A 26,965-nucleotide genomic window follows, 5' to 3' on the forward strand; every position below is an offset into this window, starting at 1 on the left:
TATTGCAATTTATAACAGCCAATTATAACAAACAGATTAAACCGATTATATGCAAAAAACCATTCAAACAAATAAGCTATTTGTAGCCAGCTGCTTGTCGCTTTTAGTAACCTCCCTATCATTTGGTATACGTGCCGGGATATTAAACGACCAGGCCGTAAGATTCCACCTGGATGCTTCAGAACTGGGCACCATCGCGGCTACCGCCTTTTGGGGATTTCCTCTGGCCATTATTGTTGGTGGTTTTATTGTCGATATCATCGGCATGAAGAAACTACTGGTATTTGCTTTTATATTTCACCTGTTAGGCATTGTGCTTACCATTTTCGCTAATGGATATTGGACATTATTTGCATCAACCCTACTTATAGGCATTGCCAACGGCACTGTTGAAGCAACCTGTAACCCGCTGGTAGCATCGCTGTTTACCGATAATAAGACCACCAAATTAAACCACTTCCACTTATGGTTCCCGGCAGGTATTGTTATTGGTACATTGGTGGTTTTTGGTTTGGATAGCATGCTGGCACATGGCATATCACCTAAACCATACTGGATCTCACAGGTGGAAATCGGCGTTATGTTGATCCCTACTTTAATATACGGTTATTTATTCTCCAAACTGGAATTCCCGGTAACGGAAAGAGTTGCATCGGGTGTAAGTACCGGCGATATGTACAAGGCGCTCTTCAACCCGCTATTTGGCTTTATGATCCTTTGTATGTTCGGTACAGCTATTACAGAGCTGTTCACTAACCAGTGGATGGATGTACTCTTTAAAACTGTAACCAACAATGCCATTTTGATACTCACCTTCGTAGCATCGGTACAGGTATTGGGCAGGGCATTTGCAAGTCCGATTGTGCATAAACTGGCGCCACAGGGTGTTTTATTTATTTCGGCGATATTATCAGCACTGGGTATTTACCTGCTGATTAACCTACATGGTGATGCTATATTCTTAGGCGCTATTATATTTGGCTTAGGTGTGGCTTTCTTCTGGCCTTGTATGATAGGCTTCGTGGCCGAAAACCTGCCCCGTACAGGCGCAGTTGGACTAAACCTGATGGGTGGCGCGGGTATGTTCGCGGTATCATTATACATGATATTTATGGGCGGTCATTATGATCAGTTAACCCTTAAATATTTACCTGCGGGCGCCGACCTGGGCAGCTACCTGAAAGCCGCCGATGGCACACCAATGGCACAAGCCCTGGCACAAGCCAAAAGTCAGGCAGGACCTGATGTGTTACACGCTACTTTGATTATCCCTATTATGCTTATTGTAGCTTTTGGAGGATTAGTATTGTACATGCGCTCACGCAAAAAAGCAACTATGGCTGCAGCATAGTTTGCAGGTATATTAGAAAATATGGATAGCGGTAAAAGATAATTTTATCGCTATTTTTTTGTGGGTTGGTATATCAATATATTATTGATGATAGCCTCCATTTCCGATGGTGGCCGTATGGCAAGCAAATAATATTGATTTCCAGTTTCTACCCAATTGTCACTTCCATTAGCATTAAGCTGAATTTTCCCCGGCACTAATTTATAGTATGGAGCGGGGCCATTCACAGCAATGTATACCGCGGTTTCATCCCAACTCATACGTCCGTTTACATCTTCTTTGGCTTGCGGTATAGATATCCTGAACACATCCTTTACAGGGTCGTTGATAATCTTTTCGTTATGGATCAACGGTATGCCAGTATGGATCTTTTCTCCTATCTCGAATCCGCTGAATATAATTGGCTTTGTAAAATGCGAGAAAACACATTTCGAGGCCAGGGAATCATTATCCATATTGTACTCCCATCCCACAGGGAATTTCCCGGCCATAGAAACCATTTTGATCACTTTTTTATCAACCAATTGTTGTCCGCTTAATGGTGAATACTCGTCCGCAGCTGACCTCAGCAGATTCGCCACATTGGTAAAAAAGCCAATGGTTATGATGGCAACGCTGTTATCCGGCTGCTTAGCTAATATTTTACGGTACAGCTTTACAGCATCCATCGCCTCATCATTCGATCTTATTTTATGCGGATATTTTGCCACCAGCGTATCCGACCATTTCTGCCAGTCAGGATCAGCTGATGCAGCCCCGGTTGGTACGCCGATAGGGATATCCGGCCTGTTAAAATAAGTATTCATCACACTTAAAACCCCAGCTACGCGCGGATATTTAGTACTTGCAATGGTAGCCAATATGTTAACCTTGCCTTGGTCAGCATAATAATGCAATAAAGTTATCGCGCCTATATCATCATAATCGGTAGCCATGTCGGTATCAAAGATCACGTGTACAGACTTGCCTTTACTTGCCTGGGCATGCGTACTTATCGCATATAACGATATTATTATCAGCACTACTTGTTTAACTACTCCAGGCAATTTATTTGTGGTTGTATGTCTCATTTTGATGACTCTATTTGGCCTGTAAAGCAAAGGCTATGTATGAATCTCCCGATTTGGTGTTTAGTTTCCCTCCGCCGCAGGCAATTACCACATACTCCTTACCATTCACCTCGTAAACAGATGGTGTGGCAAAGCCCGCATTCGGCAATTTAACCTGCCACAGTAGTTTGCCCGTATTTTTGTTGAACGCCCGAAACATACCATCCTTTGTGGCAGCTATAAACAGCAATCCACCCTTTGTTATAGCCGAGCCGCCGTAGTTTTCGGTACCGGTATTTTTCACGTTCTTGAATTTTTCATCCTGTCCCAAAGTATCCCGCCAAACATATTGGCCTGTATTCAAATCGATAGCCGATAATGTACCCCATGGCGGTGCAATAGCCGGTAGCCCATCCTTTGTTGCAAACCTGTTATAGCCAGATATACTGTAAGGCACATTTCTGAATTCTTCTTTAGCCGACATATGTTGCACATATGGCTTCTTCTTCTCCTCGGGCAAATTCAGCACATAACTAGCGATCGCTTCCTTTTCCTGTTGCGGCAGGTGATGAAAAGCAGGCATCATTCTGCGCCCGTTATTTATAAAATCGATAAAACTTGCTTCATTTAGCTTTTGGCCGATATTTATTAACGACGGGTAATTACCTCCGCCCTTTCTATCGGCACCATGGCACGACATACAATTTTGCTGAAACAACCGTACTCCTGCCTGCCCATAGTTTTCGGCACCGGTGGCGGCTTGTTTTACATCGTACATTTTCAATATCCAGGCCATTTCGCTGGCATTTACATATAGTAGCCCTGTGTTTGGATCAACCGATGGCCCACCCCACTCGGCCCCGCCATCAAAGCCGGGGAATATGATAGTACCCTCTTTTGATTGCGGTGTAAACAGGTGCCCGGTATGGTAAGTTGCCAGCTGTTTCCTGATATCATCTTTTGCTGAATCGGTCAGATAAGGGTTAATGTCCTTTTCTAAAAATGATTGCCGTACATAAGGCTTTGGCAGTTGCGGGATAGGCTGTGTGGGCGACAGCTTTTCGTCCTTAAGCTCGGTTACGGTGTCAACAGGCGTTTCTTTTATTGGGAACAGTGATTTGCCCGTTACCCTATCGAACAAATACACAAAGCCTTGCTTGGTAGTTTGCGCAACAGCGTCAACCATTTGCCCGTCATGCTTTACGGTGACCAAAACCGGAGCCGATGATGGATCACGATCCCAGGTATCATGGTGCACATATTGAAAATGCCATAATACCTTACCTGTTGCAGCATCCAGTGCCACCAGGCAATCAGCATACAGATCATTTCCCGGCCTTTTAGCGCCATAAAAATCCATGGAAGCTGAACCAAGCGGGATATAGGCAATACCCCTTTTCTGGTCAATGGTCATGCCCATCCAGTTGTTTACACCGCCTGTAAGTTTCCAGGCATCTTTATTTCCCCAGGTTTCATAACCTGCCTCACCGGGTTGCGGTATGGTATGGAAGATCCATTTCATTTCGCCCGTACGCACATCAAAGGCACGGACATAACCCGGAGCCGCATCCATACTTTCGGATACACGGGTACCGGTTAAATACAGATCCTTATAAATATTGCCGGGTGAGGTAGCGGTAACATACAGATCGGCTGCATTATCACCTAATCCAACATGGAGATCTACCTTGCCTTGTTTCCCAAAGTTTTCTATCAGTTTCCCGGTTCTGGCATCAACAGCCTGCAAATATTGCCCGGTGACATATAGAATGCGTTCATCATCCTTTCCGTCTGTCCAGTACGTTACGCCCCGATTGTTATTCATACCGAAATGCCCTGCTCTTGAACCTTCTATATGAATAACTGGCTTATATACCCATTTTTGCTGCCCTGTAGCGGCATCAAGAGCGAATAACGACAGTTGGGGCGATGTGCCGTACAAAACGCCGTTAACAACAATAGAATTACATTGTATTTGTGATGATGCCGCGGTATCCGCATCGCCGGTATGGTAGGTCCAGGCCACTTGCAGGTTTTTAACGTTATCGGTATCTATTTGGGTAAGTGATGAATATTTATTCCCTGTTGAATTCCCCCCGGCCATTCCCCAGCCGCCATAATCTGGTTTTGAACTATTATTGCAAGCAGTAATAACGGCTACAGCCAGCAATACCCCGCAAAGAGCTTTGGTATTTGAGATTCTCATTTATTAGGAAAGGTAAAAAATTGGTTTATAAAGATTGTTCTGTCGGGTTAAACTGACTTCACGATAAAAATGATACTAAATCCCTTAAAAACAAAATGCCGGATGACTATTTACATCCAGCATTTTGTTCTTTTTAAATGATATTCAATTTTACAACTCTCTTACCCAAATATTACGGTAGCTGATTGGCTTGCTGTCATCACCATGTGCCTGCAATTTAATGGCTGCGGGGCCGTGTGCTTTATATTCAGGTTTACCTATGTATAAGGTTGGGCCTTTTAGTTCTACATTATTTTCAACCAAAACACCATTATAGATAACTGTTACCCGTGCTGGTGTTTTTAATGAACCATCAGTATTAAAAGTTGGGGCGGTCCATATCACATCATATGACTGCCATTCGCCGGGAGGCCTTGCAGGGTTAGCCAGCGGGATGAACTGTTTGTAAATACTGCCTGCCATACCGTTAACATAGGTTTTGTTTTTGTAGGCATCTAATACCTGCAATTCATAACCTGAATCGCCTGAGCCTAATGATGCTAAAAATACACCGCTATTGCCACGTGCCTGTCCGCTGCCAGCTATATCAGCAGGGATACGCCATTCAATATGCAATTGGTAATTGGTGAATAGCTTTTTGGTTTCAATATTACCTACCTTTTTATTTACCGTCCAGATGCCTTTATTAATTATCCAGTTAGCCGGCTGTGATCTGTCCTGTGCCGATACCCATTGTTCCTGGTTGGTTCCATCAAACAATACAATAGCGTCAGACGGTGCATCCGCACCTGTTTTGCCGGGAGTTACTACTGCCGGTTCAGGGCTCCACGTTTCTGTATCTTCGGGTTTAGCATTTTGCGCGTTAGCCATAAAAAAGCTCCCGGCTAATAATGCTGTTAATACAATTTTATATTTCATGTTAATTATAGTTGGTTTATATCTTATAAAACGCGCTGTACGCTTTTAGCGTATACGCATGTTTAATAACGTTCTGTCATTTCGAACGATAGAGAGAAATCTTCTTTAATATGCAAAGTCTGGATGCAAGTCGCAGAAGAGTTCTCCTCGTACCTCGTCGAAATGACAAAAAGGCATTTTATTTTTTTAACGATAGAATATACTTGATCATCTCGCGTGCGTCATCCATTGACAGATCAGGGTGCGCCGACATTGGAACTGATCCCCAGTTACCTGAACCACCTTTAATTACTTTATTAGCTAAAGTGTCAATAACATCTGCCGAAGCAGTGTATTTATTAGCCACATCCTGGTAGGCCGGACCAACAATTTTTTGATCAAGCTTATGACAGGTTAAACAATCATTTTTAGCTATCAGTGCTTTACCAACAGTATCCTTAACGGTAGTTGTTGATGAACTTGCTGAAGTAGTGGTGGTTGTAGTAGTTGTAGTATCGGTGCTGCTATTTGATTTGTTGCCATTACAAGCGGCAAATGCTAATGCCAGTCCTAAAATAATGAAGGTTCTTTTCATTGATATTTGTTTTTTATTGATAATTACTTAATTCCTAATAGTGCTTTGTTAAAATCGTCGTTACCGCCTGATGATGCAAAATCATCAAAAGCTTTGTCTGTAACTCTTATAATATGATCTTTTATAAATCCGGCTCCCTCTTTAGCACCATCAGCTGAATTTTTAATGGCACACTCCCATTCCAGTACGGCCCAACCCTTAAAATCATAAGTGGCTAATTTGCTGAAAATAGATTTAAAATCAACCTGTCCATCCCCTAATGAGCGGAAACGGCCCGCACGGTCAACCCAGTTCTGATAGCCGCCATATACGCCCTGTTTACCGGTTGGATTAAACTCCGCATCCTTAACATGGAACATTTTTATGCGCTCATGGTAATTGTCGATATATTCCAAATAATTCAAACACTGCAGCACAAAGTGCGATGGATCGTACAATAGACATGCCCGTGGATGGTTGTTTACCTTTTCCAGAAACATTTCGTAGGTAATTCCATCGTGCAGGTCTTCGCCGGGATGGATCTCATAGCACAGATCGATACCACACTCGTCATACACATTTAATATTGGTTCCCAGCGTTTGGCCAATTCATCAAAAGCGGTATCAACCAAACCAGCAGGGCGCTGCGGCCATGGATACATCATTTGCCATATTAATGCCCCGCTGAAGGTAACACTGGCGTTTAAACCTAAATTTTGTGATGCTTTAGCTGCATATTTTAACTGCTGTACGGCCCATTCCTGCCTTGCCTTTGGGTTATTACGATATGCTTCAGGTGCAAAACCATCAAACAGCAGATCGTAAGCCGGGTTTACTGCTACTAACTGGCCTTGTAAATGGGTTGATAGTTCGGTTATTTCCAAACCAAATTCGCCTGCTATACCTTTTAGCTCATCGGCATAAGTTTTGCTTTCAGCAGCTTTTTGCAGATCGATAAAATTGGCATCGAGCGTAGGTAATTGAACACCTTTATAGCCTAAGCCGCTTGCCCACTCACAAATATTTCTCAAATTGTTAAACGGAGCATCCGGCCCCATAAACTGCGCTATAAATATGGCCGGGCCTTTAATAGTTGTCATTTGTTTTTATGATAGATTATATAATAAAATCTGTCCATTTAGTATCCGATTTGCCGGAGGCGATCACATTCTCCACAAAGGCCATCCCTCTTACACCATCTTCAATGCCGGGATAATCCAGCCATTCCGGCTCTGGTGTTTTGCCTTCTATATCAGCCTTAACACATAACGCGAAATTCCGGTACAAGTTAGCAAAAGCCTCTAAATATCCTTCGGGGTGCCCGGCGGGTACACGCGTATTGTGAGAGGAGAACGAACTCACATAACCGCCGCCTGTACGGTATATTTCGGCGGGTTTATCCAGCCATTTCACCAATAAGGTATTGGCCACATCCTGCTGCCATTCCAAGCCGCCTTTTTCGCCATAAACCCTTACCTTAACATTGTTTTCATCACCGGCCGCAATTTGTGAAGCCATAAGCACACCGCTTGCTCCATTATTAAATTTAAGCAGTGCCGCGCCATCATCGTCCAGCTGGCGGCCCTCCACTACAATATTGATATCAGCACAAATTTTAGTAACCTGTAAACCGCTTACATATTCAGCCAGGTTAAAGGCATGTGTACCTATATCGCCCATAGCACCTGCTATGCCGCTTTTACCCGGATCGGTGCGCCATGAGGCCTGTTTTTGATTATCACCTTCCAGGAACGTGCTTAACCAGCCTTGTGGATATTCAACATACACCTTTCTGATCTTGCCCAGTTTACCAGACTTTACAAATTGTTTCGCCTCTTTAACCATAGGGTAGCCGGTATAAGTATGAGTAAGGCAAAAGCGCTTGCCGCTGGCTTTAACTATTTTCTCTAGTTCCTTAGCCTCAGCCAGTGAAAAGGTCATAGGCTTATCCAGTATGACATGGAAACCATTTTCCAAAGCCAATTTGGTTGGCTCAAAGTGCACGTGATTAGGGGTAACTATGCTGATCACCTGAACACGTTCATCTTCGGGTAGTTGTTTTTCCTTCGCAATAAGCTCTTTATAGGAGGTATATACCCTGTTTGCAGGTAAGCCAAGTAATACACCACTTGCTTTAGCTTTTTCCGGATCGCTGCTGAAAGCACCGCAAACCAGTTCATATTCATCATCTATACGGGCGGCAATGCGATGTACAGCGCCTATAAAAGCACCCTGACCGCCACCTATCATTCCTAGTTTTAACTTCATTTGTTTATACTGGTGAAATACCGCAAACCCGAGGGAAAGCTACATTTATTTTCGCAAGCCAAGATAGTATAATTTCAAATTAATACCTGCCATTGTAGCCGCAATTATTGCACAAATAAACGAAAATGCTTGTAACAATACTATTGCTAAATCGAGTTTATCTACAGAAAGAGATCATCCATAAACTTCTTAATATTCACGGTATCTTTCAAATAATAAGGCAAACCATGTTCCTCCAAATGTATTATGGGGAATTTTTGCTTTGTTCTAAATTTAATTGGGACTATCAATTTACTGACATAAGCGGTATCATATTTCAGGCTATCGGCCAATACTTTCTTAACCCGGTCAATCTCTGCCTGGTTTTTAGTAATGTAATTACAACCTAAAGTAGTTGCACCCATTTGTGCCGACAGGAACCATTTGCTAACCGCGAAATCATAAGGGTTATAGCCAATAACAATAGGATAAATACGGTTATCCTTTGCTTCAATATCAGGCGAGCGCTTGTTAAAATCAATAAATGTTTCAACCCCGGGCATAGCTGGCGCAAGCATGCCCAGGTGGATATCAGGAAAAGTTGGTGTTCTCAGCTTCATCAAATTGTCTAATTGCAATTGATCACGTTCATTCTTCATCTGGGCCCATTTTGATGTACAGTTGAATAAAGCACCCGTGCCAACGCTTGCACCCAAACTATGCGTAATTATTACCAACGGGATGGGATCCTGTAAATTATCCAGCAATTTGCGCAGGGCCAGGGCTACGTACCGGCTATTGTTTTGCGCATGCTCCCATATTTTTATGGCGGATGTTACTTTATTATTCAAGTTCTTTAAGCCATCCCAATAGATCTCAATAAACACCATATGTTTATGGTCATTATAATGCCCTTCTTCTATTTTCTTTTTTAACAGGTCATAATCTTCGGTAGCATCCTCTACATTAAAGCCGTGTACAAAAACAACATATCTATCAGCATGCAGCCTTACTACCATCTGGTGGATTTTATCAGCATAAGCGGCTACTATCTTATTTTCCACATCGTTATATATTCTGTCCGGAATACCCGAACCGTTAACCTTATAAAATCTTGCTAATGAATCCAGCGGCCTGGTGTTGGTTGTGAAATAATAATACAAATTAGCCCCTGTTGTATCGGCATCCTTTACATGATTATAAGGGTGCATAAAAACAGACCTGTTGATTGGAACGGCTATATTGGGGTAGAAATAACCATACTTATCAATATAGATACGTATAACATCATTAGTGGGGTTAGGCTGGTTTTTGACCTGTACTTTTCTGAAATAGGTTTGGTTATTATAAGAGGTGAAGCATCCGCATAAAAATACACACAGAAGTAAAACAAATAATAGCCTCAGCCGCATAAATAAGATTTTATTAATAATATACTTGCCTAATTTACATTAAATTGAATACATTTTCTCCGATATAGAATACCTCACAAAAAATAAGGCCCCGGCATAAATACCGGAGCCCGCCTTTCTATATTTGTTTCAGTTCATTAAACTATTATTCTGCCCATAAAAGGGTCGCTGTAACCTGGCTTACCGGTTTCAACCCTGCCTGCATAGCGTTTTTCAAAAGAGTTATGACCGGTAACCTTCACGCTGAAATCATACCAATTATGGCTTTTTTCAAGGTTTAAAACCAGGCTGCTTTCGCCAGATGGTGATACCAGCTTTTTGTAGTTATTGGTTTTATAAGCGTTGTCAATTATCTCTACCATTTGACCACTTTTGGTGGCATTGCTCAATTTCAATATCACGTTGCCGGTAAGCTTATTGCTGGTCAGGCTTCGCTGATAGTCAAAATGGATGTTAATATCCGGGTCCTGCGCATTGCCTTTAAACTCGCGGAAGAAACCGTTAGGGCCATAAGTTCTTAAATGATACTGGTTGTCGGCAAACTCATTCAGTGGCCAGGCATCGCCCAGCGTATCACCGGCAGTTAAACCGTATGCCCAGGTGCGTACATCGCCTAATGCGCCATCTGCTTGCTGCAGGTATTTGCCCGGCGCGTACACATTAAATGGCACACCTACTGCCTTATTACCAAATACCTTATTACCCGCGGTAAACTTTATTTCAAACGACTTTTTATCAGCGCTTAATTTACCATCAGCATACATCTCATAAGGCAATGCACATGCCGGGCGAATGCCTTTTTCCTGCTGCGGCATATAAGGTGCATTAACCGGATTGGTATTGATCAGGTCGATCTCAGCCCGGGTAAGCAACTTATAGTCGGATGGTAATTTTTTAAACTTCGCGTTATGAATCCCCTCTATAAAAGGGTCCTTCTTTAAAAATTCAGGGTTAGGTATAGCTTCACCATTATATGGCCTGAACGCAGAGGTAAGGTTACCGCAAACAGTCCGCCTCCAATCACTGATATTGGGTTCAAGTACTTTTTTACCTGTTTTTTTGCTCAGGAAATCTTCCAGGAATTGCAGGGTTGAAGTGTGATCGAATACCTCTGAATTTACATAACCACCCTTGCTCCACGGTGAAGCGATCACCATTGGCACACGGAAACCTAAGCCTATTGAGTTTTCTTTATCAAATTTCTCAGGAAAATCCTTACGTGCCTGTTCCTGCTCAAGCGTTACAAATTCCACACGGGTATCTACCCCTTTTGACACTTTACCGGTACCCTCTTTATGTGAATGTGGTGCTGTAAACGGCGGTACGTGATCAAAGTAGCCATCATTTTCATCATAAGTTAAGATGAAGATGGTCTTTTTCCACACCTCCGGATTTTTGGTAAGGATATCAAACACTTCGGATACATACCAGGCGCCATACCACGCTGCTGATGGGTGATCACTAAAGTTTTCAGGAGCGGTAAGCCATGATACCGTTGGCAGGCTTCCCTTACTTACATCCTGCCTGAACTGGTGCAATACATCTCCTTTAGGCACCTGCACTTCACGTTGTGTGCCATTATCATCATAAGTTAACTTAGTAAGCGTATGATAATCCGGATCGTTTGTATTGGTATTGAAGGCTTTTAAATGGATGCTTTTTTCACGATCTGATAGTTTATCAAAGCCGTTAGGATCAACAGTTTCCTTCTCCTTTTTAAACTGATCAAGATAATACTGCATCTCTTTAACCTGTTTTTGCAGGTGGTCAATATGCGCATCGCCTGCTGGAAGAGCTGCTATTTTCTTGTTTAGATCATCTATCATTACAGGCAATTGCACCAATCTTTTGTCCAATGCTTCCAAATGTTTTTTGTGCAGATGGATATTGTATTGGGCGAAAAACTCCAGCGGGTTATCCTGGAAATTTGATAGCCATGGATCTTCCTCCCCTTCAAAACCAACATCAATACTCATTTCATTCTGATAGCATTTCCAGCTGATGCCGTTATCTTCCAAACGTTCAGGAAAAGTTGCCCATTTCAAAGTACCATAGTCCATATCCTCGTTCCAAACATTGGCCCTTGAGTTCTCATTTTGCTCTTCGCGCACTGTACCCGTCCAGAAATAAAGCCTGTTAGGATTAGTACCGGTAAGCGATGAACAAAAATTCTGATCACAAACAGTGAACGCATCAGCCAACGCGTAATTGAATGGAAGATCCTCGCGATTATGGTAGCCCATGGTTAAAGGCATGTGGCTATATTCCTTTATGCTATTCTTTTTTACGTTAAGCCACTGGTCGAATTTGCCATCGTTACGGGCATCAACCTGGTTTTTCCACGAGTGTGGTAACGAGCTCATCCAGGTAGCTTTCGTATTTTTTATATCCAGATGGAATGGCGCGTAAGTTTCACCTTCAGCATTTGACTGCAGCCATACTTTATTTTTGTTTGGCAGATCAATAGCACGTGGATCATTAAAACCACGTACACCTTTCAATGTGCCGAAACAATGGTCGAAAGAGCGGTTTTCCTGCATTAAAATTACAATATGCTCAGCATCCATATAAGTGCTGCCTTCAGGTGCATTTATAGCTAATGCCTTTTGTATTGATGCGGGTAAAACGCTGGTAACACCTGCCGCGCCAGTTAACAATGCAGCTTTCTTTAAAAAATCTCTCCTGTTATCCATTATAATATTGAGGTTGTTGTATTAAGAATTACCGTTTTATAATTTTATTTCTCCCTTGATGCAAAGTATTGTTCGCATAAGCCGAATGACAAGGTCATACCATTACCGCCGACACCGTTTATTACCGTTACACCCGGTTCAATATCTCTTATCAGTTCTGTTTCGCCGTTCATCATTTTAGGGTAAATACCATGCCACGACTGCATCAGTTTCCAATCCTTAAAATTAGCGAAGGTATGTAAGTACGCTGTTATCATGGTATTAATAAATTCCTTATCAAATGGGTCATGCACCAGGCCATATTCGTGTGAATCGCCTATGGTAAGCTCACCGCTACCATTCTGAGAGGCCATTACGTGTATCCCCCATTTTAATTGTGTGGCATATTGCTCCTCATATCTTTTGCGCAATGCAGGCAATGATGCCGCCGCCTGGAAACCGGGATAATGGATCATGGATAAACCACCGCATAACGCCGGACCAATACGCCAATCGCCGGGCTGACTAACCAGGCGCATCATCTGCAGTTTGCATTTGCTGATCTCCAAACTTAAAAAAAGCTCGGGATAAAGTGTTTCAAAATCTGCACCGCTGCAAACAAATATTTCATCAGCTTCCCAATTGCGGTTGCCGGATATTACTTTGGGGTGCTGTATTTCGCTGATGGCTGTGTTCCAATGAAACTCCACATCATATTTATCTGCCAGGTACTTTGCCACCTGCCCTACTGCCACACGCGATTCAACGATCATCTCTTCACTGCTGAACAACGCGCCTTTTAAACCATCCGGGTTAACCGCCGGTGATTTTGCTAAAGTTTGTTCAGGTGTAAGCACGCTACAGTCACGGTGTAAGTGGTTAACGTCCACATATTCCTTTATTACCTGTAGTTCATCATCATGGTAAGCCATGTGTAACGAGCCTACCTCATCATGCCATATATTAGCTTCGGTGCAAATTTCTTTCCAGATACTGCGCGACAGCATGGCACGGTCAAACAGCGGACCTGTTGCCTGCCCTATGGGCCATATCATCCCAAAATTGCGGATAGATGCGCCTACCGCACGTTCATTACGTTCAAATATGGTTACTTTATAACCACGGATGGCCAAAGCCCGGGCTGTTGCCAGGCCCACAATGCCTGCGCCAATTACTATTGCTGATGGTTGTTTCATGTTGTTGCTATATTAAGCTGGTCGGCGGGTTTATTTTTACCCTGACTGCGGGCTATCCTTAAAAAATAAATTAACGATAGTATGGCGCAAATACCGCCTACGATGGCTACCGTCATCACCCCCTCTTTAAAAAATGTTCCCCAACTAATGTTAGGATGTCCCAGTTCTCTTATCAATAAAACACTTACGCTGCCTAAATATCCCATGGAATCAGCCACGTAGATCAGGAAGCCTACATTGCCTTTGTAATGATAGGATGCCAGCAAACGTTCAAAAAATACAGCGTTATAAGGCACATAGCCAAAATAAAGCCCAAGGCCGGCTAAAGTCATCCAGGTCATGGCGTTTATTGCATTCAGGGCGAATAATATAGTGGCCCCACCAATAAGTATGCAACCGCCTATGATCATGAAGTGTATTACACTGAAAGCCTTAAGGTTTTTCTTGATAAGAATGAGCAAGCTCATGGCTATTAATACCACTACCGATATAATAGAATCAATTTTTGTGAAGATGGTATTATCCTTTACACCCAGGCTCGACCATATTTCAACTTCAAAATTATCCCTTACATCGCGCATTATTGTTAGCAGCACATAGATAACAAGCGTGAGAATAATACCCGGTAAAAAAGTTCGCAGGAATCTTTTACGTTCCTCCGCATCCATTGGCAGGCGTTTGGTACGCAGCTTAACATCTTCGGCTGTTGGCGGTGGCATCAACTCCAAACAGAATACAAATAAAAGCAGCGGCAATACAAATAAAGCCCCGGTCAAAAATGGCATCTGGTATTCACTCACGTGGAATGAGGCCATTAATGTGCGTGCTACTGTTTTCACAAAACCTGAAGCAAAAATGAGGCTGATGGATAATACCGCCGCCATAAATTCGGTTGATTTACGGCCTTCAAGATATCCGAATACCAGGCCCCATATCAAGCCCAGTGGGAAACCGTTTATAAACAGGAAAATGATATTGTAAGGCGCTGGAACAATGGCAAAACACAACAGCGCCAGCCACGCCACTCCTATTAAAACCAGGATACTTTTTGCCCTTTGACCAGGTTTTAACTCAGCAATAAATTTTATGCCATAAAACTTGCTCATGGTATAGCCTATGATCTGCGCAATTACCAGCCAAACTTTATAATCGATATGAAAATACTGCAGGCCGCTGTACGTCCCGGCTGAAAACCCTTTGCGAAAAGCATACATACAGGTATATGCCCCAAAGGACGAGATAGCAGCCAATACGGAGATCACCCCATATGGCCATTTGGCAACTTTTGCCCGCAGGCTGTGGGTCAGTTTCATCACTATTGATTAATTATATCAATAACCTGTGCTATATCATCTATAATATGAGTTGGCTTGTACGGTTCCAGCTCATCGCGGCTAAAAGCACCTGTGGTTACACCTATACTATATAGGCAACCGGCATTCTGGCCTTCGCGAACATCTACTTCGGTGTCACCAACTTTTGCAACTTCTTCACTTCGTAATATCCCTCCCTCGCGCATCATTTTTTGGATCATGTACGGATACGGGCGCCCCAGCTCTACTTCGTCTGATCCTACCAAATAATCTATTAAACCTTTTTCTTTCCAGTTCAGTCGGCTGACCACCGTTTCGGCAATATCTTTTGAAAACCCGGTGTTGATACCCACCTGCACACCTTGTTCATGTAGCGCGGCAAAAGTTTCTTCAACATTTGGCAATGCTTCAATATCAGGCGATGTGCTGTAATATGCTATCATTTGCTCCACAAAAGCACGGTGTATTTTACCAACAAGCTCTGCCGTTATATTTTTTTCACGTTCAACAGAACGCAATATCTGCTTTATGGCTAAAGTTTTTTCATAACCCATTAACGGATCAATAGTACTTACCTCTACATGGTAATCATACTTTTTTAAAGCCGACTGAAAAGCTTTACTTACTTCGTGATTATCCTTAACCGTGGTACCGGCAATGTCAAAAACAACTAATTTTATAGCCATAAAAAGATTAAATAATGTTCAGCAATGCTAAACTTAGTTTATTAATATCAAACTAAATTAATATTAAGATAAAATTAATTAATCGAAGGGACAGAACTGCCCAGTGTTTACGGTAATAATCCAGATGCTGAAATTACTTCTTCTCTTCAAAAAAGTAAACCACCAATATGGTAGCCGTTTGTGAGGCAAGATTTTGTGGTGTGTGTGGTACCCGGCCATCAAATAATAAGGAATCGCCTTGTGACAAGGTGATACTTTCATTAGTAAACTGGTAAACTATCTCGCCCGATAATATATATTTATACTCAAATGCCTCGGTTTCCACCATCGGCCTTTCAGCGCCTGGCTCCAGTTCCAATATTACAATATCAACCGTTGATTGACTGATTACCTCTGTAAATATGCGCTGATAATGAAAGCCAATGGCATGCTCTTTTTCAAAATGCTCATAATCGCTTTTACGTTTAACCAATATAGGGGGATGGTTACTTTTAGTGCGTATATCTTTAAAAAACTCGTTCAGGTCTATCTCCAGCGCTTTAATAATATCAATCAATACCATAAGCGATGGAATAGTGCGGCTGTTTTCAATTTGTGAAATCAAGCCTTTACTTACATTAGCACGCAAAGCGAGTTCCTGTACCGTAATATTTTTTTCGCGGCGCTTTTCTTTTATATGATTACTAATCTGTATGAGGGTATCTTCTTCCATTGAGGTTAAGTCTTGGAGCGTCAAAGTTATTATTAGTAATAACTGTACAAAGTTAATTTTTGTTAATAAGCGTTAAATTTTTAAGTGTTGGTTACTAATCAGCATAATAAATAAGTTAGTGAACAATATTATGAAAAGTTAACAATTAACTAATTTTAATAAGTTTCATTTGCCAAAAATCATATCCCATGTTAGCCTTAAGTACCGAAACCAAAGTTGATAAAGTTTTTGCCCTGTATGAAAAATATGGTGATGAGGATTATATAGGCGAACCGGTTTCACAACTGGAACACATGTCACAAGCAGCAGCATTGGCTGAGGCTGAGGGGCATGATGACGAGGTGATACTTGCCGCCTTTTTTCATGATATCGGTCATTTGTGCGCCCCGGGCGAAGTGGAAAGTATGGACGGCATGGGCAATGTTGACCACGAAAAACTAGGCGCCGACTTTTTGCGCGAACTTGGTTTTTCTGAACGCCTGGCTACTTTGGTTGAAAGCCACGTGGTTGCCAAACGATACCTTACTTATAAGTATCCTGAATATTATAACAAATTATCACCCGCAAGCAAAACTACACTCGAGTTTCAGGGCGGAGTGATGAACGCAGAGGAGGCACACACCTTTGAAGCCAACCCCGATGCCGAGTTAATTATTAAATTAAGATACTGGGACGATAAGGCTAAGGAGATGCATATCCCGGTAGATAATATCAATCATATTAAATCATTAGCTGTTAAGCATTTAAATAAAGACAATTAATCTTAAACTCTCGTAAGATTAATTTATTGTAAGCAGATTGTAACACTCCCGTTACCTTAAATCTTCCTGCTTAACATTCCCTACATATAATCTTGACCATACGGTAATATTATCTTAGTTTATAAATAATAAACTAAGTTTAGTATTGCTGCATGAAACAATCTCATTATTCCTCAATTAAAAACAGCAAATGAAACAAATTTACCAGCAATTAAAGATTGCAATAACAGCATTGTTATTCTTTCTGATTCCGGCTATAACGTTCGGGCAAACAAAGATCAGCGGTATCGTAACCGATGAGAATAAACTGCCGCTGCCGGGTGTTAACGTAACGATCAAAGGCGGTCAAAAAGGTACAGTTACCGATATTGATGGCCGTTTTGAAGTTAAAGCGAACAGTGACCAAACTTTGGTTTTCAGCTTTATCGGCTATGATAAAAAAGAAATATTGGTTAGCAGCCAAACTGTTATTAATGTTAGCATGCAAGGCGGTGCTAAAGCATTAAACGAGGTGGTGGTAACCGCGCTAAATGTTAAAAAAGACGTAAAACGTATTGGCTATGCTACTCAAACAGTTGATGGCGATGCCTTAACTACAGCCCGCGACCCTAACCCTATTACGGGCTTAGCAGGTAAGGTTGCAGGTTTATCAGTTGGTGCATCAGCCGAGTTATTGGGTACACCTAATGTATTGATACGGGGTGATGCAGTTACCTTATATGTAGTAGATGGTTTCCCTATCAATACAGATACCTTCAACATTAGCCCTGATGATATTGAAAGCTATACTGTGTTGAAAGGCCCTGCTGCAGCTGCATTATACGGTAGCCGTGCTTTAAACGGAGCGATTCTGATTACTACCAAAAAGGGTAATAAAAACAAAAAAGGCTTTACTGTTGATTTAAACAGCAGTACTATTATTAACAAGGGATTCCTTGCCTTCCCACGTGTACAACACTCATACGGCCCGGGCGAAAACGAATTTTATGAGTTTGTTGATGGTAAAGGTGGTGCTCCCGGTGGTGTGGATAGTGATTATGATATTTGGGGACCATATTTTGCAGGTCAGCTGATCCCGCAGTTTGACAGCCCTGTTGTTAACGGTGTGCGTACTGCTACACCGTGGACTGCCCGTGGTGCTAACAACTTAGCTAACTTTTTACAAACTGGTTATCAAACCAATAACGAAGTAGCATTAAGCGCGGTAGGCGATACTTATAATATCCGTTTTTCGGCCTCACAACAACATCAGCAAAGCTATATACCTGATAACTACCTGGATATTGCTAATGCTAACTTATATGCTTCATTCCATCCAATAGATTCCCGCTTTACAATCGAAGCAAATATTGATTTTAACAGGCAAACTACTGATCAGTTTCCTGACGTTACCTACGGCCCTAACAGCTTAATCTATGATTTAGCTATATGGACAGGTGCTGACTGGAGTGTTAACCAACCGATAATTAAAGCTGTATGGCAGCCGGGTAAAGTTGGCGTGCAATCAGAATTTGAAGAGTACACCCGTTACCATAACCCATGGTTTATGGTTGAGGACTGGAAACGCGGTCATTACAAAAATGACACTTATGGCTACTTATCAGGAAACTTTAAGATCGATAACAACCTGAACGTAACATTACGTAGTGCTATTGATACTTATAACATCTTACGTACTGAAGATCTGCCATACTCTGCACACCCATACGGCCGTGAAGGCAACATGGGTGATTATCGCGAAGATCGTCGCGATTTGTTTGATAACAACACTGAGTTATTGTTAAACTATAATTACACTATTAAAAAGTTTGTAAATCTTAGCGGTTTGGTAGGTGGTAACCTGCGTAACTTCAGCTATAACTCAAGCTGGGTATCTACTGATTATTTGAGTGTACCGGGAGTATATTCTTTTAATAACTCTTTAAACCCATTACAGGCAACCAGCTTTAATTCACAAATGCGTGTGCTAAGTGCTTTTTACTCATTAGATGCTACATTTGGCAACTTCCTGACCATATCAAGCACTGGCAGGGTTGATAAATCATCAGCTTTCCAAACACCAACCACCTATTATTATCCAAGCTTATCAGCAGCATCAGTAATATCTGATTATGTAAAACTGCCTGATTTTATTTCCTTCTTAAAAGTTAGGGCTTCCTATTCAAATGTACGTTCTGACGAAACCAGCCCAACCGTAGGCCCTGCTCCATTCAGTTCAATTACAGCTTTTGGTGGCAGTACAGGCCCTTCATTATATGATAACCCATTAGGTTATGGCAGTACTTATCTATCACCGTATAATGGGCCTAATTATTCTTTGAATCCTGCTTATAATCAAGGTAAGCCATACAATAATCAGCCTGCCGGTTATAATACCAATAACTTATATCAGACCGGATTAGTTACTTCAACCCGTGTTAATTATGAAGAAGGTTTTGATATCAAATTCTTAAAGAACCGTATTGGATTAAGTGCGACTGCTTTCCAATATATTGATGGCCCTGAAGTATTGGCTAATACCATTTCAACAGCTACAGGCTATAATATTGAATATACAAACGCTCTAAAAACTAAAAAAACAGGCTATGAGGCCTCATTAACCGGTACTCCTGTAAAATCGAATGATTTTACATGGAATGCTATGGTTAACGTATCAACTTATAAACAAGTATTTGATGAATTACCTGCGGGCCAAACTTTATATCCGTATAACAACGGTTATTTTACCAAAGGCGAACGTATAGATAATTTTTATGGTACTGCATTCGTACGTAATAAACAAGGTCAGATCGTAAACGGTTCAAACGGTGAGCCATTGGTAAACCCGGTTGATCAATTCCTGGGCCACTTAAATGCCGATTACCAGTGGAGTATTTATAACAGTTTCCGTTACAAACAAATTACTCTAGGTTTCCAGTTTGATGGCTCAGTTGGTGGTGTTATGGTTGATTACATGCACAAGAAAACCATGGTTGGTGGTGCTAACCTTGAAACTGCTGAAGGTGCCCTTGGCGCTGCCCGTTACCAGGATTGGGTGAACTTTGGTAAAAAAGGTTACAATGGTTCATACGTAGGTCCGGGTGTTGTTATCTCTAACGGCGTTGCTCCAAACTATGATTCAAAAACAGGTGCAATTCTTAACTATAACCAATTGCAATTTGCTCCAAATACACAAACTGCTTTTGTACAGGAGTATGTAAGCCAATATTATAATACCGACGAAGCAAACTTAATGAGCAAAACTTATGCAAAACTGCGTGAGGTAACCATAGCTTATGCATTCCCTAAAGAATGGTTAGCACATACATTCATCCAAAACGCATCAGCATCATTATTTGGTCGTAACCTTTTGTACTTCTACAAAGATGCAAGGTTTAAAGATGTGGATCTGGACCAATATAACAGCCCGCAAGCTACCTCTGTGCTACAATCGCCAACAGTACGCAGCTACGGACTTGACCTTAAACTTTCATTCTAAATTAAATTAGATAAATGATCATGAAAAAAACATTTAAAATATATTTACTGGTGCCGGCACTGTCATTAATGGCATTAACCAGTTGCAAAAAGAGTTTTGTCGAATTAACTCAAAACAACAACAATCCAAGCAGTGTACCTGCTGCATTGTTAATGAACGGTATATTAACCAACCTACCCGATCTGCCTGATGGCGCCACAACCAGCAGCACACAAGGTAGCATGGTGTATGCATCAGCATCAAACAAAGCTGAGATCTGGAGTCAATACTACATTTATAACTATAACTATTATGGTAATAATACCTATGATTTTGATAGCGGAGCCGATTACTACACAACAATAAAAAATGTTGTAACAATGGAAACGGTGGCTGCTAGCGCAGGTGGTGCGGCTATCAACCCTTACGAGGCAATGGGTAAATTCTTCAGAGCTTATTTCTTCAGCAAAATGAGCATGGAGAGAGGTGATATACCTATGACCCAGGCATTAAAAGGCCTCAGCAATCTTACCCCTACTTATGACACCCAAAAAGCGGTGATGGTACAAGCTTTAGCATGGCTTGAAAGCGCTAACGCTGACATGACCCAATTAATCGCAACCCCATCAATTGGCGGTACGGGCTTAGGTGCAACCTTAGGCGGCGACATCTATTTCGGTAATAACCTGGTTGAATGGCAAAAAGTGGTAAACACTTTCAGATTAAGATTATTGATACAATTAAGCAAAAAAGTATCAGATCCTGATTTGAATGTTGCATCGCAATTCAACAGTATTGTTACCAACCCAACAAAATATCCGCTAATACAAAGTGCTGCTGATAACCTGCAATATGTATTTGTTAGCCCAACAAATTACTATCCGCAAACACCTGACAATTTTGGTCAAAGCGGTTCAAGGCAAAATACATCTGCAACTTACATTAGCCTACTTACTAAATTACAGGATCCGCGCGTTTTTGTAACTGCCGAGCCTGCAAGGTATTTGGTTGATACCCTGAAACAAAGCCCAACTGATTTTAAATCATTCGTTGGTGCTGATCCCGGATTAGACCTTGGTGTAATGTATAGCCAGGCAGGTTTACAACGCTATTCGTTCCTGAACCGCAAACGTTACTACTCAACTTATACAGGTGAGCCAAGTATACAAATTGGTTATGCTGAGTTACAGTTTAACATAGCTGAAGCTATAAACCGCGGCTGGACTGCGGGCAATGCCGAAACCTACTACGAGGCTGGCATACAGGCTTCAATGGCATCATACAGCATCCCAACAACCGGTTCATTTACAGCATATTTTTATCGCCCTGGATCAACAAGTGTTGCTGTGTTAGGTAATTATGATGCTTACACTATTAACACTAACTGGAACACTTATTATAACCAAACAGCTGTAAAATATGCAGGTGGTACAACTGGTTTAACCCAGATATTACAACAGAAATACCTGGCATTATTCCGACACTCAGGTTTGGAGGCATACTTTACCTATCGCCGTACCGGTGTGCCAACCTTTACTACTGGCCCGGGTACAGATAACGGTCAGCGTATAGCACAACGTTTCCAATATCCGCCAAGCGAGCGTACCGCAAATACTGCCAATTATAATACAGCATTAGCTAACCAATATGGTGGCAATGATGATATAAACGGTATTATGTGGATACTGAAATAGTAATCACTTTCATAAATTGGGAAGCCCATTCTTATACAGGATGGGCTTTCTTTTTTTATATGATTGTTTCAACACCCTAAACGCTAGCCTACTTTTCAATTGATATTCTGCCTCTTTACAATTTTACTCATCAGCGCTTTTATTTACCAGGTTATTTTTTACTGTACCATTTTATGGTTAACCAATCGGACAGTAATATCAAAAGAAATAAGCCCCCGGATTATCAGGTTCTATTTTTCAGACAGGAATATGAATAAAACCGGAAACCAATATTACAACAGGTTGAAAATAAGGCTTCAGCATGTAAAAAGGATTAGACTTATAAAGCTGAAACGTAAAGAATATATTTTTAATTAAAACTTGTTTTCAAGGCATTTATGTAATTGTTATCACCAAAAACACACTCAACAAGCATGGCTGATAATAACTATTACTCTCATTTTAAAATATTGCAAAATACCGGAGATATTACACACAAACAACGTTAACTATTAAGTAACTTTATAGGTCGATATTTTATCTATTTTATAAAAATATCTGGGGGCAAACCAAACATTATTAACTACAACATGCGTATAATGACATATCCAGTTAATGAGTGCGTTAAATAATAATTTATTTACAAAATTGAAGTTTTCCTTTACGTTAACATTCTTATTATTTTATCTAACAGGTTTCGCTGCTTTTAGCAACGGCAGTATTGATAGTATTAAAGGTTTACTACCCCATTCGCTTAATAATAACACCAATGCCGACACGGCTACTATAAACCGCTTAAATAAACTTGCTGAAGATTATTTTCATACCAACCCCGATAGTACTTACTACTATGCAAAGAAAAGTATTGCCCTGGCTAAAAAAATAAATTACAGTGCGGGTCTAGCCCGCGGCCTACTGCAAACAGGCCATGTAAGTTATTTTAATGGTAAGACGGCAGAAGCGCGACAAGATTTTGATGAAGCAACAACTATCTTTAAAAACCTGCGTGATTATAAGGGCTTAAGTGCCTGCTATATATCCTATGGGCGCATGTACACTTTGCTGGCCAATTATAACCTGGCCCTTAACTACCTTAATTTAGCAACCAAGGCAAACAAGCATATCAATAATGAAGAAGGGCTAGCTGATACCTATAAAAACATTGGCATTGTTTATTATGCCATGGGGCAATTGCCAAACGCGCTTGATTTTTATTATAAAGCCCTGTTTATCGCTGTTAAAAATCACTCCACTATTCTTTCGGGCGAAATATATAATGACATAGGTGTTGTGCTGCAAAACATGGGGGTATACCCCAACGCACTTGAATATTATAAAAAAGCGCTCAATATTATTCAGAATGAAAATGATTTGCAGGGCGTTAGCACAATGAATGAGAATATTGGCGAAGTTTTACTTGCTCAAACATCATATGATAATGCTATTGTTTATTTAAAAAAGGGATTAGCTATTACCAAAAAACAAAACGACATTGATGGCTTAAGTTCTGTTTATGCTGATCTGGGTTTATGCTATGCGCATAAAGATCAAATGAAACTGGCTATCAGCTACCTTGATACAGCATTGGGATTAGCAGAAAAATACAAATTTGTTTATAACCAGGCATACGCGTCAATAGGCCTGGCTACGGCGTATAATATGCAAAAGGATTATAAAAACGCTTATAAATATGCAATGGAGGGTCAGGCGCTTGCCTTAAAGCTTCGCAATTTATCAGTACGTGCCAGTGCCGCTTTGCAACTCAACCAAACTTTAGCGGGCTTAGGGCAATACCACCAGGCCTATGTTTTATTGAACCAGTATATCGACCTAAAGAATCAGCTAAAGGATAATGAAAGTATCCAAAAACTCACCTCCTATAATTACGAGCTGAACTTTGTAACCAAACAGCGCCAGCTGGAACAGCAGCAACGGGTACATGAACTGCTGTTTCAACAAAAAATACATAACCAACGGTTGTTGAACACCATCTTCCTGATTATTATACTGGCAATGATAGCTACTTCAGTTGTTTATTACAGGCAAAAACAAAAGCAAAAAAGGATAAATGCGATGCTGCAAGACAGGAACAAAGAAGTATTGCAACAAAAAGCCAGCATTGATGAACAGGCACACAAATTAAATGAGCTTAATATATTAAAAGACAGGCTTATTTCGGTATTAGCACATGATCTCAGGGCACCGCTTAGCACACTACGCGGCCTGTTTAGCTTATTGCAGGATAACACCATCAGCCATAGAGAACTGGTTGAAATGATACCCAACGTGCTAAAAAATCTAGAATATACATCCGACTTTTTAGATACCCTTTTATTTTGGATGAACAGCCAGATGGAGAACTTTGAAAGCTCGGTAAAAAGCTTTTCAATAAAAGAGATAGTGGCTTATGAGATAGAACATTACCAGGAACAGGCTGCACTAAAAGGAATAAAACTAATTGATCATGTACCGCATTACCTGATGGCTACCGCCGATCCTAACTCTATAAGGATTGTGATACGCAATTTGATAACCAATGCCATTAAATTCTCAAAGAAGAATGATACTGTGGAGATCTACGCCTCGCCCGATAATGAGCAAAACATACTGATCAGGATAAAGGATACCGGTATAGGTATTCCGCCAAAACAACTGGCCAAGCTTTTCAAAAGTAAAATTGACAGCAAAACCGGCACAAATAATGAGTCGGGGACCGGCATGGGCCTTATGTTTTGCAAAGATCTGGTTGAAAAATGCAACGGCCATATATGGGTAACCACCGAGCAAAATGTAGGCACTGAATTTTCATTCACCGTACCTGCAAGCTTAGCTTAGTAAACTTGACAGGCAACCATAGCCGGGCAGCATTCGTCGTATAGTATAGATGAAATTTGTTTTTGCCAGCTATGTTTATACCCATGAATTTAATGACCCTGTTAAATGGTTAAACAGGATTAGCTTTTATGCCGGGGTATTGGATAAATTAGCCAAAACCCACCAGGTAATAAGCATTGAACAAATTGATTATGAGGGCGAACACATAAAAAATGGCGTACAGTATTTTTTCAAGCGCTTCTCCCATAACTTATTCCCTATTGAATCACATCGTTTTATTAAGCAGTTAAACCCTGATGTAGTGGTGATACAAGGTCTGCATTTCCCATTGCAGGTGATACAGTTGCGGCTGTTGCTTGGCAAGAAAACAAAGATCATCATACAAAATCATGCTGAAAGACCATTTACAGGACTAAAAAAACACCTGCAAAAATTAGCTGATAGGTTTGCTGATGCTTACCTGTTTGCCTCACATAATATGGGTATGGAATGGATAGAAAAAGGCAACCTGGCATCAGTCAAAAAGATACATGAGGTAATGGAGGTATCCTCGGTATTTATACCGATGGATAAAACTATAGCTGCCCGGAAGACCGCCATTACGGGCAACCCTGTGTTTTTATGGGTAGGGCGGCTGAATAAAAATAAAGCGCCCTTAACTGTTGTGAGGGCCTTTTTACAATTTGTTAATATGCAGCCCGGGGCTCATTTATACATGATCTATCATACAGATGAGCTGTTGCCCCAAATAAAAACCGAACTTGAGTTATCTCCTAACGGGAAAGCCATCAAATTAATAGGTAAAGTCCCTCATGACGATCTGCAATACTGGTTTAATAGCGCTGATATTATTATTTCAGGGTCGCATTATGAGGGCAGTGGAACAGCAGTTTGTGAGGCGATGTCGTGCAGGTGTATGCCGTTAGTAACCGATATCAATTCGTTCAGGATGATAACGGACAATGGCCGCTGCGGATTACTTTATGAGGCGGGAAATGAGGCAGCACTATTATCAGCATTAATACAAACGCCGCAAATCAATATCGCCGAAAAACAAAAGATTTCGCTGGAATATTTCAGGTCTAATCTTTCTTTTGAAGCTATTGCTAGAAGATTCGAAGAAGTTGTATTATTAATAAAATAAAAAAAACCGGCAAAGTATTTCTACTTTACCGGCAGGCAACAAGGTTTAGGTTGATTTTACTTATTACCAAAAACGTAGAATACCGATAAATTAAGCCCGTTATTTATGAAATCTAAATTCAGGTTATCACTATCACCATGTCCCAGGCTGTGGTTATTATCCTTTGTATGTGCATATTCTAAATTGGCAATGGTAGCTGAAAGGCCGATATTCTTGGCCGGATAATACACGAAATCAAGGTTAAAACCTGCTGTATAACCGTTGCTGGTAGTATTTTCATTATAAGGTGCAGGCTGTTGACTATAAGTTTGCTTTTGGGTACCACCAAAATATCCTATTTGCGGCCCCATGCGGAAACCTATTTTGTCGTGATACATAAAATACTTCCTTATAAAAATTGTGGCACTATAACTTTTTGAGGATTGCGTTGAAATATCAGCACCATCCATATTATTCACTGATGCTGTAGTGTATGACAAGGAAGCGCCTATATCCAGCTTATCTGCAATAAAATAACTGTAGTCTGGGCCTGCACTGAAACTGTTATATTTATTATTTACAGTTGATGAGGTATTATCACCGGGATTTATATTAAAGGTGTTACTTTTCTGTAATGTATACCCCAAATTAACCCCCAGGTTTTGATCACCTTTTTCAGTTTGCGCTTTTGAGATCTGCATTGCAAATAAAAACGCTGCGATAAGAATCATTAATTTTTTCATGTGTTTCATTGTTTAGTGAGCAAGCTAAACGGGGTAAAAACACAGATATTTCACCAAA

The 26,965-nt window shown here is 41.0% G+C and carries 19 protein-coding genes; 6 read left to right on the forward strand and 13 right to left on the reverse strand.

Going from position 1 to position 26,965, the window contains the following annotated elements:
• Positions 1–49: 49 nt before the first annotated feature.
• Positions 50–1,351 (forward strand): MFS transporter, encoded by a 1,302-nt coding sequence (locus BLU33_RS13300; RefSeq protein WP_091373576.1) that lies wholly within the window; start codon positions 50–52, stop codon positions 1,349–1,351.
• 50 nt (positions 1,352–1,401) lie between these two features.
• On the opposite strand, the gene BLU33_RS13305 is transcribed toward BLU33_RS13300, so the two are convergent.
• From BLU33_RS13305 to BLU33_RS13360, 12 genes are all read right to left on the reverse strand, one after another.
• A complete protein-coding gene (locus tag BLU33_RS13305) occupies positions 1,402–2,421 on the reverse strand; it encodes a nucleoside hydrolase (protein WP_091373579.1) in 1,020 nt (339 codons plus the stop codon).
• A gap of 10 nt (positions 2,422–2,431) precedes the next feature.
• Positions 2,432–4,606, reverse strand: a complete 2,175-nt coding sequence (locus BLU33_RS13310) for an outer membrane protein assembly factor BamB family protein (RefSeq protein ID WP_091373582.1) — start codon at positions 4,604–4,606, stop codon at positions 2,432–2,434.
• Between the two features lie 150 nt (positions 4,607–4,756).
• Complete coding sequence (locus BLU33_RS13315) at positions 4,757–5,524, reverse strand: 3-keto-disaccharide hydrolase (RefSeq protein WP_091373585.1); 768 nt, start codon at positions 5,522–5,524, stop codon at positions 4,757–4,759.
• Between the two features lie 178 nt (positions 5,525–5,702).
• Complete coding sequence (locus BLU33_RS13320; protein ID WP_091373588.1) at positions 5,703–6,098, reverse strand: c-type cytochrome; 396 nt, start codon at positions 6,096–6,098, stop codon at positions 5,703–5,705.
• Positions 6,099–6,121: 23 nt separating this feature from the next.
• Positions 6,122–7,177: a sugar phosphate isomerase/epimerase family protein gene (locus BLU33_RS13325; RefSeq protein WP_091373591.1), complete on the reverse strand. Its 1,056-nt coding sequence runs from the start codon at positions 7,175–7,177 to the stop codon at positions 6,122–6,124.
• 16 nt (positions 7,178–7,193) lie between these two features.
• Positions 7,194–8,345: a Gfo/Idh/MocA family protein gene (locus BLU33_RS13330; RefSeq protein WP_232009273.1), complete on the reverse strand. Its 1,152-nt coding sequence runs from the start codon at positions 8,343–8,345 to the stop codon at positions 7,194–7,196.
• 161 nt (positions 8,346–8,506) lie between these two features.
• Positions 8,507–9,736 (reverse strand): hypothetical protein, encoded by a 1,230-nt coding sequence (locus tag BLU33_RS13335; protein ID WP_091373595.1) that lies wholly within the window; start codon positions 9,734–9,736, stop codon positions 8,507–8,509.
• A 137-nt stretch (positions 9,737–9,873) separates the two neighbouring features.
• Positions 9,874–12,429: a phosphocholine-specific phospholipase C gene (locus tag BLU33_RS13340; RefSeq protein WP_091373598.1), complete on the reverse strand. Its 2,556-nt coding sequence runs from the start codon at positions 12,427–12,429 to the stop codon at positions 9,874–9,876.
• Positions 12,430–12,473: 44 nt separating this feature from the next.
• Positions 12,474–13,604: a TIGR03364 family FAD-dependent oxidoreductase gene (locus BLU33_RS13345; protein ID WP_091373601.1), complete on the reverse strand. Its 1,131-nt coding sequence runs from the start codon at positions 13,602–13,604 to the stop codon at positions 12,474–12,476.
• The gene (locus tag BLU33_RS13350) at positions 13,601–14,917 is read right to left on the reverse strand and encodes a DUF5690 family protein (protein WP_197684502.1); all 1,317 of its coding nucleotides are present in this window, start codon (positions 14,915–14,917) and stop codon (positions 13,601–13,603) included. The genes BLU33_RS13345 and BLU33_RS13350 overlap by 4 nt, the downstream gene beginning before the upstream one ends.
• A gap of 2 nt (positions 14,918–14,919) precedes the next feature.
• Entirely contained in the window at positions 14,920–15,603 is a 684-nt protein-coding gene (locus BLU33_RS13355; protein WP_091373604.1) for an HAD hydrolase-like protein, read from the reverse strand.
• A 133-nt stretch (positions 15,604–15,736) separates the two neighbouring features.
• A complete protein-coding gene (locus BLU33_RS13360) occupies positions 15,737–16,315 on the reverse strand; it encodes a helix-turn-helix domain-containing protein (RefSeq protein ID WP_091373607.1) in 579 nt (192 codons plus the stop codon).
• Between the two features lie 188 nt (positions 16,316–16,503).
• On the opposite strand from BLU33_RS13360, the gene BLU33_RS13365 reads away from it, so the two are divergent.
• From BLU33_RS13365 to BLU33_RS13385, 5 genes are all read left to right on the forward strand, one after another.
• On the forward strand, positions 16,504–17,076 hold the full coding sequence (locus BLU33_RS13365; protein WP_091373610.1) for a phosphonate degradation HD-domain oxygenase: 573 nt from the start codon (positions 16,504–16,506) through the stop codon (positions 17,074–17,076).
• Between the two features lie 190 nt (positions 17,077–17,266).
• A complete protein-coding gene (locus BLU33_RS13370) occupies positions 17,267–20,554 on the forward strand; it encodes a SusC/RagA family TonB-linked outer membrane protein (protein WP_091373613.1) in 3,288 nt (1,095 codons plus the stop codon).
• Between the two features lie 20 nt (positions 20,555–20,574).
• Complete coding sequence (locus BLU33_RS13375) at positions 20,575–22,227, forward strand: SusD/RagB family nutrient-binding outer membrane lipoprotein (RefSeq protein WP_091380523.1); 1,653 nt, start codon at positions 20,575–20,577, stop codon at positions 22,225–22,227.
• Positions 22,228–22,854: 627 nt separating this feature from the next.
• Positions 22,855–25,041: a tetratricopeptide repeat-containing sensor histidine kinase gene (locus BLU33_RS13380; protein ID WP_172829252.1), complete on the forward strand. Its 2,187-nt coding sequence runs from the start codon at positions 22,855–22,857 to the stop codon at positions 25,039–25,041.
• 49 nt (positions 25,042–25,090) lie between these two features.
• Positions 25,091–26,185, forward strand: coding sequence for a glycosyltransferase family 4 protein (locus BLU33_RS13385; RefSeq protein ID WP_091373620.1), 1,095 nt, complete (start codon positions 25,091–25,093; stop codon positions 26,183–26,185).
• 56 nt (positions 26,186–26,241) lie between these two features.
• Here BLU33_RS13385 and BLU33_RS13390 read toward each other — a convergent pair whose 3' ends face one another.
• Entirely contained in the window at positions 26,242–26,907 is a 666-nt protein-coding gene (locus BLU33_RS13390; protein ID WP_091373623.1) for an autotransporter outer membrane beta-barrel domain-containing protein, read from the reverse strand.
• Positions 26,908–26,965 lie beyond the last annotated feature (58 nt).

The sequence above is a fragment of the Mucilaginibacter mallensis genome (assembly GCF_900105165.1).
GTDB classification, from domain to species: domain Bacteria; phylum Bacteroidota; class Bacteroidia; order Sphingobacteriales; family Sphingobacteriaceae; genus Mucilaginibacter; species Mucilaginibacter mallensis.